This is a genomic window from Vibrio sp. Y20_XG_PY13, from assembly GCF_024181925.1.
GTDB lineage: Bacteria > Pseudomonadota > Gammaproteobacteria > Enterobacterales > Vibrionaceae > Vibrio > Vibrio parahaemolyticus.
This window is the reverse complement of the sequence record NZ_JAMZAL010000014.1, coordinates 63,366-71,425: the sequence shown is the minus strand read 5'-3', so window position 1 is coordinate 71,425 and position 8,060 is coordinate 63,366. Positions and strand designations below refer to the sequence as shown.

Genomic DNA, 8,060 nt, shown 5'->3' with positions numbered 1-8,060 from the left:
ACAATTTGTGGAGAGATGGCTGAGTGGTTGAAAGCACCGGTCTTGAAAACCGGCATACGTTAATAGCGTATCTAGGGTTCAAATCCCTATCTCTCCGCCACTATACAGAAAGCCTGCAAAGAAATTTGCAGGCTTTCGTCATGTTTGACGTTTGAGAATTGGATGGGGTTTGTATTTAATCCCAAGTCGGTCGCGGCCCAGACTCTCGGTACAATTAAGAAGCCTCGCTAGAAATAGCGAGGCTTTTTTTATTTCAGCGCAAGTTGGAAATGAGAGGGGGTTGTCCCAATCTGGAAAACTAACTGGTCAGGTCTATCCATCTTCTCGAAGACATTTTGGTGACTCTTTTGGAGCTATCCAAAAACCGATTCCATGCATCACAGACTTTGGAGATGATGTCGTCGTAACCCGTAAAAGATTGGTTGGCTAAATAGCGTTGCCTCAACCAAAGCCATACTTGCTCGCTAGGGTTTAGTTTTGGGAATAGGGTGGAAGTTTGATGACACTGACATTTTAAAGTCATTGGCTTTATCTTTTATGTATTGGCTCAACAGCTCTCTTTGCTCAGAAGTTAAGAATGGTGGTCTTCCTATTCTTGGCTTTTCTTACCGTCCTTCCAGCCCTTCTTCAAGAAAGGTTTAAACCTACTTATTGACACTGGTTCGGCTTACCTTGAGAAACTTGACGATTTGTGTGCGCGAGTGTCCATCTTTGAAATGAGCAAGGGTCAGTGGCCTCATTTTCATCTGAATGGATTTTTGCTGACTTGCGAGTTTTTAAAGTCGATATTATTGAGGCTGTCCATAGCGAATCAGTTCTGTTGTTGGACAGCCTCAATTGGATCATGTTTTTACTTAGATAGGTATTACTTGTCTGTTGAGTGGTGCTCATTGGCGTGGGTGGAGAAAAGCCGAAAAAACGATAAGGGTCAAACTGTAGCGAGTGGTTTAAGAGAGAGGGGCTGGGTTTCTAGTTAATTTAATACGTGTTGATGGTTATGGATAAACGGCAGGCAATAAAAAGCCGACAGTGAACTGTCGGCTTGATAATGTTGTTACTGGTTAGTCGTGCTGAACCAGCATCAGAGCTTTACGAGAGACTTCATGAGCTGCTTTGGTTAGATTTTGCTTCTCTAGTGTGTCTGCTAGGAAAGCATAGTCAGATACGTCTGAGCGAAGTTTTAGAGCTATTTCAAAGTGCTCCTGAGCTTGTTGCCATTTCTCTTGACGGAAGTAGAAGTGTGCTAGAGCGCTGTGTGCCGCTGCGTTGTCAGCTTCTTTCTTTACTACGCCTTCTAGGAAGACTACTACAGGATGGATATCTGGTAGGTTTAAGTCTGGCAGTAGTTGGTAAAGTTCTGGTTCAGGCTGCTTTTTCAGTGCTTCTTTTAGTACGGTAAAGGCTTCGGTATCGGCTTTACGAGCGATAAGCTCACGTGCAAAACAAGCAATAAGATGCGTGTCTTGCTTCACTTTACGAGCCAGACTGTTCCAATGAGAAATTAGCCCTTCGCTACCTTGTTGTTGCGCAATTTCATGCAGTAAACCACATTGTGCTTTCTGAATCAGTTCTGCTTGCTCTTCTTCCGTTACTAGCTTTGCTTTCGCCAGTTGTGGCATTAGGTCAATCAGCGGCTGCCACAATTTAAGCTGCATGTAAGTTGTTTTGAGTAAGTTCAAGACAATCGAGTTATTTGGGTATTGGCCTTTTAGCGATTGCAGGGTATCGAAAGCGGCTTCGAACTCATTATCACGAATAAATTGCTTGGCTCGAGTCAGTTCGACAGCGAGATGAGCATTCTCCTGTTGGCTAGCTAATGCAAGATAATGATCGCGTTTTGCTTTATCACCTTGACCTTGAGCAGCTTCAGAAGCAACGAGATAGCACAGTAGTGGCATATCGTGGTGATTTGCCCAACGAGTGACTTTCTTTTCAGCACCTTTCCAATCACCTTCAAGGAGCTTGATAATGCCTTCATTGGTGTAGCGACGAGAACGACGCATTTTACGTACGCTGAAGTAGTTCCAAGTGTTTGAGCTTGCGTAAACCAACTTTTTAATCAGGTATTCAAGGAGGAAAAGACCAGCTAGCGCAGCGATAACGAAGATCACCAAAGTGGTCACGCTCATTTCGATGGTCTTGTTTGCTATTGAGATCAGTACATATCCTTGTTGACCAGAAAACTGAGTACCGGCAAATAGACCTGCACCTAGAACGACAAATAGGAAAATAAGGCGAATCATTATTTATCCCCCGTACCTGTCATTGTTGTGACTTCACGACGTAGTCGCTCACGAATCACATCCGATAGCTGAGATTGGCTTTCCAGTTTTGCAGGATACTCAACTTGAATATTTTGTTGGCTTAATTGGTTGAGTGCTTTGTTGAATTCTTTCACCGCGTTGTCGTCTTGATTGAAGAAAGCCATCGCCCACTTGTCAGCTGTCGTTAACGACGTGGTGTAGATTTCGCCTTGCTCTTGGTAAACCGCTTTGATTGCTGTTTCAAGTTTGGCCTTGATGTTTTCTTTTAAATAGAAATGCTGCTCTGGAGACAATAATGGGATGACGTTGCCATCGCGAGTACGGAAAGTAATAAAGTTCTCAGAGAAGTCTTTCAGAGAGGTCATCAAATTATCTTGCCAGTTTGAAATGTCTTCTGATACTTCATGCTGAGCAACGGCTTGGGCTTCCGGCAGTAGTGCATTGGCTAGAGGCAACTTATCTACTTGCTGCTGTAGAGCGGTTAAACGCAGAACAAGACCGTCACGGTCAATCAATGGGACAGTGCGTAGTTTGGTGATGTCGTTTGCCATCGCTTTACGCAGTTTAACTAAGCTTGGGTCGTTTAGCGCGGCAATACGTTGGTCTGCGCTTTCCATTAGTTGAGTTGCGCTTTCTACGTCATGCTCTAAGAACAGTTTACGACCAGCCAACTTCACAAGGTAATCGGCCTCTGCCAATAGCCAGTCGTTTGGACGTCGGCCTTTCACATCTGCGACGGAGAGTTGTAAACTTTCAATGCTCTTTTGTTGTTGACCAAGCACCACTTCTGCTTTGTGCGTTACTGTGGTCGCTTTCTCGATGGTTTCTTCTTTAACTTGGTTTAGCTCTTGCTTCATCGAAGCTTGCGCTTTTTCTAGTTGGTTTTGTAGCTGAGCGATTTGGGTTTGGTAATCGGCTTGTTGTTCATGAAGTTTATAAGCGAGACCGCCACCGAAGATGATTGAAAGAATGATCGCTACTGTGCCGAGTTTGACACCACGTTTGCCTTGCTTCTCTTCAAATTCAACCTTTGTTGGTTCCGCTGGTTTTGCTGGCTCAACCGGTTTAGAGGCTTCCTTTTTAGATTCAGCATCCTTTTTCGGTGCGTCTTTTTCAGCTAGCGGTGCCGATGAGGTTTCTTCGGAAAGGTTTTTATCGTTATTTTTTTGGTCGTTATTTTTACTTGTCATGCCTATATCCTGTGTAGCTAGGGCTGGAGAGCAGCCAGTAATTCTTGGTTGGATGCGCTTCCTGTGCACCTCACCCGAGTGAACCCCCTTTGAATTGCAATGTCAGCGATGCGCTGGCTGGGGATATACAACTCTTGTTGATTAAGCCAAGTCAATTGCTCTGACGTCAATTGGCTGCACAAATAATCCAGTTGTTCACCACTGGTGACGACGATCTGGTCAATTTGTAGGGTTTTCCATAGTGAGACACAGCTTACTGGATCGAATGGGATGAATTCTCTCTTGTAAGTCTCACTATAGTGAACTTTTGCTCCGCGTCTCACCAATGCATCTTTGATCAGCTCTCTTCCTCCGTTACCACGAAGGATAAGAACCTGCTGCTGTTCTACATTCTGTAACGCTGGAAGTCGCAATAAGTGTTCACTATCACTGACTTCGGGATAGTGTACTTTCTGTTGGGTGCATTTGCTTAAATAGTGTGCTGTTTTTTGACCAACGGCAAGGTATACCGCTTGTTTCGGCCATGATGCGCCATTGCTGGTTAGGATTTGCTGGGCACATTGCACGGCGTGTCGGCTAACGGCGATAACTATTTGAGCTTGATGGAGATGAGTCGTGAGGTGCGTGTCCGTGAGATCGGCAACAATGTCGATCAGCGGATGGTGGTGTGCGGAAATGCCGTGCCTTTCGAGCAGAGAGCAAAGCGCGCTGCCTTGCTCTCCCGGCCGAGTGACCAACACTGCCATGATTAATCGTGGTCTGCGTACAGCTTGGTTAGAATGTCGCGGGCACCGTTATCAAGTAGCTCGTTAGCCAACTGGATACCGAGCGCTTCTCCATCTTTACGGTGACCACGCACTTCGCCACGCACAATTTCGCTGCCATCTGGTTCACCGACGAGCGCGCGAAGCCAAATTTCATCACCTTCAAGTAGCGCGTAGCTACCGATTGGCACCTGACAGCCACCTTCAAGAGTTAGGTTCATGGCACGTTCGCACAACACGCGATCGGCGGTGTCTTTATGGTTGAGTGGCTCCAGAAGTTTGAGTAAGCGTTCGTCGTCTACGCGGCATTCAATACCGACTGCGCCTTGGCCAACCGCTGGCAGTGATTGTTCTGGTTCGATAAAGCTGCGAATTCGGTCTTCCAATTTCAAGCGCTTTAGACCTGCGGCTGCAAGAATGATAGCGTCGTACTCACCCGCATCCAGTTTGCCAAGTCGAGTACCCACGTTGCCACGCAGTTCTTTGATAATGATGTCTGGGCGGTATTCTTTCAGTTGGCATTGGCGACGCAAACTGCAAGTACCGACGACCGCACCTTGAGGGAGTTCATCAATGCTGCTATAGGTATTAGAAACGAAGGCGTCGCGAGGGTCTTCGCGCTCGCAAATGGTCACGAGGCCAAGGCCTTCAGGGAAGTCGACAGGTACGTCTTTCATTGAGTGCACGGCTAGATCGGCGCGGCCTTCAAGCATGGCAACTTCAAGTTCTTTAACGAATAAGCCTTTGCCACCAACTTTAGCCAGCGGTGTATCCAAAATCACGTCACCTTTGGTCACCATGGTTACCAACTCGACTTCCAAGCCAGGATGAGCGGCTTGAAGAGCGTCTTTAACAAAATGAGCTTGCCATAGTGCAAGTGGGCTTTTTCGAGTTGCAATGCGAATTGGTGTGGATTGGGTCATGATCTTCTCAATGCTGTTTGGATTTGGCTTTATCCTACCATTCTCATAAAGAAATGCTTACTGTTAGTTAGTTATCTCGTGGTGCTAAGGAAGGATTTACATAAGGTTGTGAAAATAGTGTGACTGGATTCTCAATTAGACTAAGGACTATTATTAGTTAGAGGCGATTACAAGCGACACTACCGCGTCTTCATTTTTGTGACTAAAGTATGGTTTTACGTCCGGTGCGAATTACGGGTGGAAAACTTTACCAACTCCAATGAAAGTGTTAAATTGATCACGTTTTTAGGCCGTTTTGGTTTAAAACATCAGCAGATGTCCGTGATTGTTCAACCAAGGAATTACCCTTGCAGGCTTACACCTATACCATCATTCAGCGATTAGACAATTTGAACCAGCAGCGTATCGATCGCGCGCTGGCGCTTATGGATTCGCAAAGCCAGCAAGTTTTCCACTTGATTCCTGCCTTACTGAACTACAATCACCCAGTTATTCCGGGCTACTACGACGCTGACGTTCCATTCGGCGTACACGGGCTTGAACTCAATCCTATCCAACAGCAATTCATCGACGACATACAACTCGCCATTGGCCAGCCACTCAAGACGGCAGAAAAGCCAGCGATCTTGGGCTTATATACCATGGGTAGTACGTCATCGATTGGTCAAAGCACTTCCAGCGATTTAGACATTTGGGTATGTATTTCGCCAGAGATGGATTGCGACGAACGTGAACTGCTCACCAACAAATGTTTGCTGATCACCGATTGGGCGCAAAGCCAAGGGGTGGAAGCGAACTTCTTCTTGATGGATGAAGAGCGTTTTAGAAGTAACCATTCTGAAGAGATGACGGGTGACAACTGCGGTTCCTCGCAGCATTTGCTTTTGCTTGATGAGTTCTATCGCAGTGCGGTGCGTATCGCTGGCCAGCGCCTGTTATGGCAAATTGTGCCACCAGAAATGGAAGAGTGTTACGACGAGTACGTTTCTCAATTGTGCAGCGATGGCTACATCGACTGTAGCGAATGGATCGATTTTGGTAAGTTGAACCGCATTCCTGCCGAAGAATACTTTGGCTCGAACTTGTGGCAACTGTACAAAAGTATCGATTCGCCATACAAATCGGTATTAAAAGCCATTCTGCTAGAAGCTTACTCGTGGGAATACCCGCACACACAACTGTTAAGTATTGATACCAAGCGTCGATTCTTTGCCCATGAGCCAGATCTCTATGGCATGGACGCATACTACTTAATGTTGGAAAAAGTTACGCGCTATTTAGAACGAATTCAAGACGATACACGTTTGGATTTGGTGCGTCGTTGTTTTTATCTCAAAACCCATGAAAAGCTGTCGCGTGAACCCGATGTCGGTTCGGTGGCTTGGCGTCGTGAAGCGCTGAGCGACATGATTGCGAAATGGAATTGGGATGACAGCGTGGTTGCCGAGCTCGATGACCGTCGCAACTGGAAAGTTGAACAGGTGAAAGTCGTGCATCATGCGTTGCTTGATGCATTGATGCAGAGCTACCGTAACTTGATTCAGTTTGCGCGTCGCAACGACATCACATCCGCGATCAGCCCGCAAGACATCAGCATTCTTGCGCGTAAGTTGTACGCTGCGTTTGAAGTGTTGCCGGGCAAAGTAACGTTGCTGAACCCACAAATTTCCCCTGATTTACATGAACCAGATTTGAGCTTCATCGAAGTTAAAGAAGGTGGGGTGAACAAATCGGGTTGGTATCTCTACAAGCAACCATTGATCGCACATCGCATTCTTGGGCAGCCATGTCTTGAGCATCACGAGTACTTGAGCAAACTGGTCTCGTGGGCTTTCTTTAATGGCCTCATCACCGAATCCACGCGTTTGCATGCCGTGGTGCGTGAAGCACAGCTAGATATCGATAAGTTCTACCAAATGGTGAGTGACTTACGAAATACCTTTGCACTGCGTAAACGTCGTCCGACGATGCAAGCGTTAGCGAGCCCGTGTGAAATCAGCCAGTTGGCGATGTTCATCAACTTCGAAAATGACCCTACGTCGGAGCTGTCGGGGCGTTCACTGAAAGTGGATGTGAAAAATACCGATATCTTCAGTTTTGGCCCTGAGCATAAGAACTTAGTCGGCAGTGTCGATTTGGTTTACCGCAACTCCTGGCATGAAGTGCGTACACTGCATTTCAAAGGTGAAACGGCGATGTTGGATGCGCTAAAAACCATTTTGGGCAAAATGCACCAAGATGCGTTGCCACCAGAATCGGTCGACGTGTTCTGCTACGCGAAAAACATGCGTGGTGTGATGCGTAATATGGTGTATCAGCTTCTTGCGGAATGCATCGACTTGCGTTTGAAGCCGGTGGAGCAAGAAAAACGCCGCCGCTTTAAAGCGATGCGTCTTGGTAACCAAACCTACGGATTGTTCTTTGAACGCCGCGGAGTGTCGGTGCAGAAGTTAGAAAACTCCATCGATTTCTACCGCAGCATTTCTACCAACAAGCTAAAAGGCTCGCCGTTGTTAATGCTCGACCGTGAGCAAGAATACCAATTACCAGAAGCGGTGGATGGTTTTGCCAGTGAAGGTTTGGTGCAATTCTTCTTTGAAGATAACGAAGACGGTTTCAACATCTATGTATTGGATGAGTCGAACCAAGTGGAAGTGTATCACCAGTTCAGTGGCTCAAAAGATGAGATGATCGCCTCGGTTAACAGCTTCTACACTTCGGTTAAAGACGACAGCCGCGTGGCGTCTAAGTTTATTAACTTCAACTTACCGCAGTACTATCAGATCATTCACCCTGAAGAGGGTAACGCTTACATCATTCCTTATCGCAATGATGGGTGCTCACCGCATCGTCCTACTAAAGCGGTAAACGCGTAACCATATCCATAAACAAAAAGAGCACCGAGGTGCTCTTTTTGTT

General features: G+C 46.4%; 5 protein-coding genes, 1 tRNA gene and 1 pseudogene. 2 read left to right on the top strand and 5 right to left on the bottom strand.

The annotated features are described in order from the left end of the window. Positions 1-9 precede the first annotated feature (9 nt). A tRNA-Ser gene (locus NL646_RS21430) sits at positions 10-100 on the top strand. 198 nt (positions 101-298) lie between these two features. Here the strand turns inward: NL646_RS21430 and NL646_RS21425 are convergent. The 5 genes and pseudogenes from NL646_RS21425 to hemC form a co-directional block, all read right to left on the bottom strand. Then, a pseudogene (locus tag NL646_RS21425) lies at positions 299-746 on the bottom strand (transposase). Positions 747-1,061: 315 nt separating this feature from the next. Continuing rightward, positions 1,062-2,243 (bottom strand): heme biosynthesis protein HemY, encoded by a 1,182-nt coding sequence (locus NL646_RS21420; protein ID WP_253664667.1) that lies wholly within the window; start codon positions 2,241-2,243, stop codon positions 1,062-1,064. Continuing rightward, a complete protein-coding gene (locus NL646_RS21415; RefSeq protein ID WP_253664666.1) occupies positions 2,243-3,454 on the bottom strand; it encodes a uroporphyrinogen-III C-methyltransferase in 1,212 nt (403 codons plus the stop codon). The genes NL646_RS21420 and NL646_RS21415 overlap by 1 nt, the downstream gene beginning before the upstream one ends. A 17-nt stretch (positions 3,455-3,471) precedes the next feature. After that, positions 3,472-4,200 (bottom strand): uroporphyrinogen-III synthase, encoded by a 729-nt coding sequence (locus NL646_RS21410; protein ID WP_005496371.1) that lies wholly within the window; start codon positions 4,198-4,200, stop codon positions 3,472-3,474. Positions 4,201-4,202: 2 nt separating this feature from the next. Continuing rightward, positions 4,203-5,141, bottom strand: coding sequence for a hydroxymethylbilane synthase (gene hemC / locus NL646_RS21405; RefSeq protein WP_005496374.1), 939 nt, complete (start codon positions 5,139-5,141; stop codon positions 4,203-4,205). Between the two features lie 347 nt (positions 5,142-5,488). Here hemC and NL646_RS21400 point away from each other — a divergent pair, with 347 nt between their 5' ends. Continuing rightward, positions 5,489-8,017 (top strand): class I adenylate cyclase, encoded by a 2,529-nt coding sequence (locus NL646_RS21400; protein ID WP_021449838.1) that lies wholly within the window; start codon positions 5,489-5,491, stop codon positions 8,015-8,017. Positions 8,018-8,060: the final 43 nt, after the last annotated feature.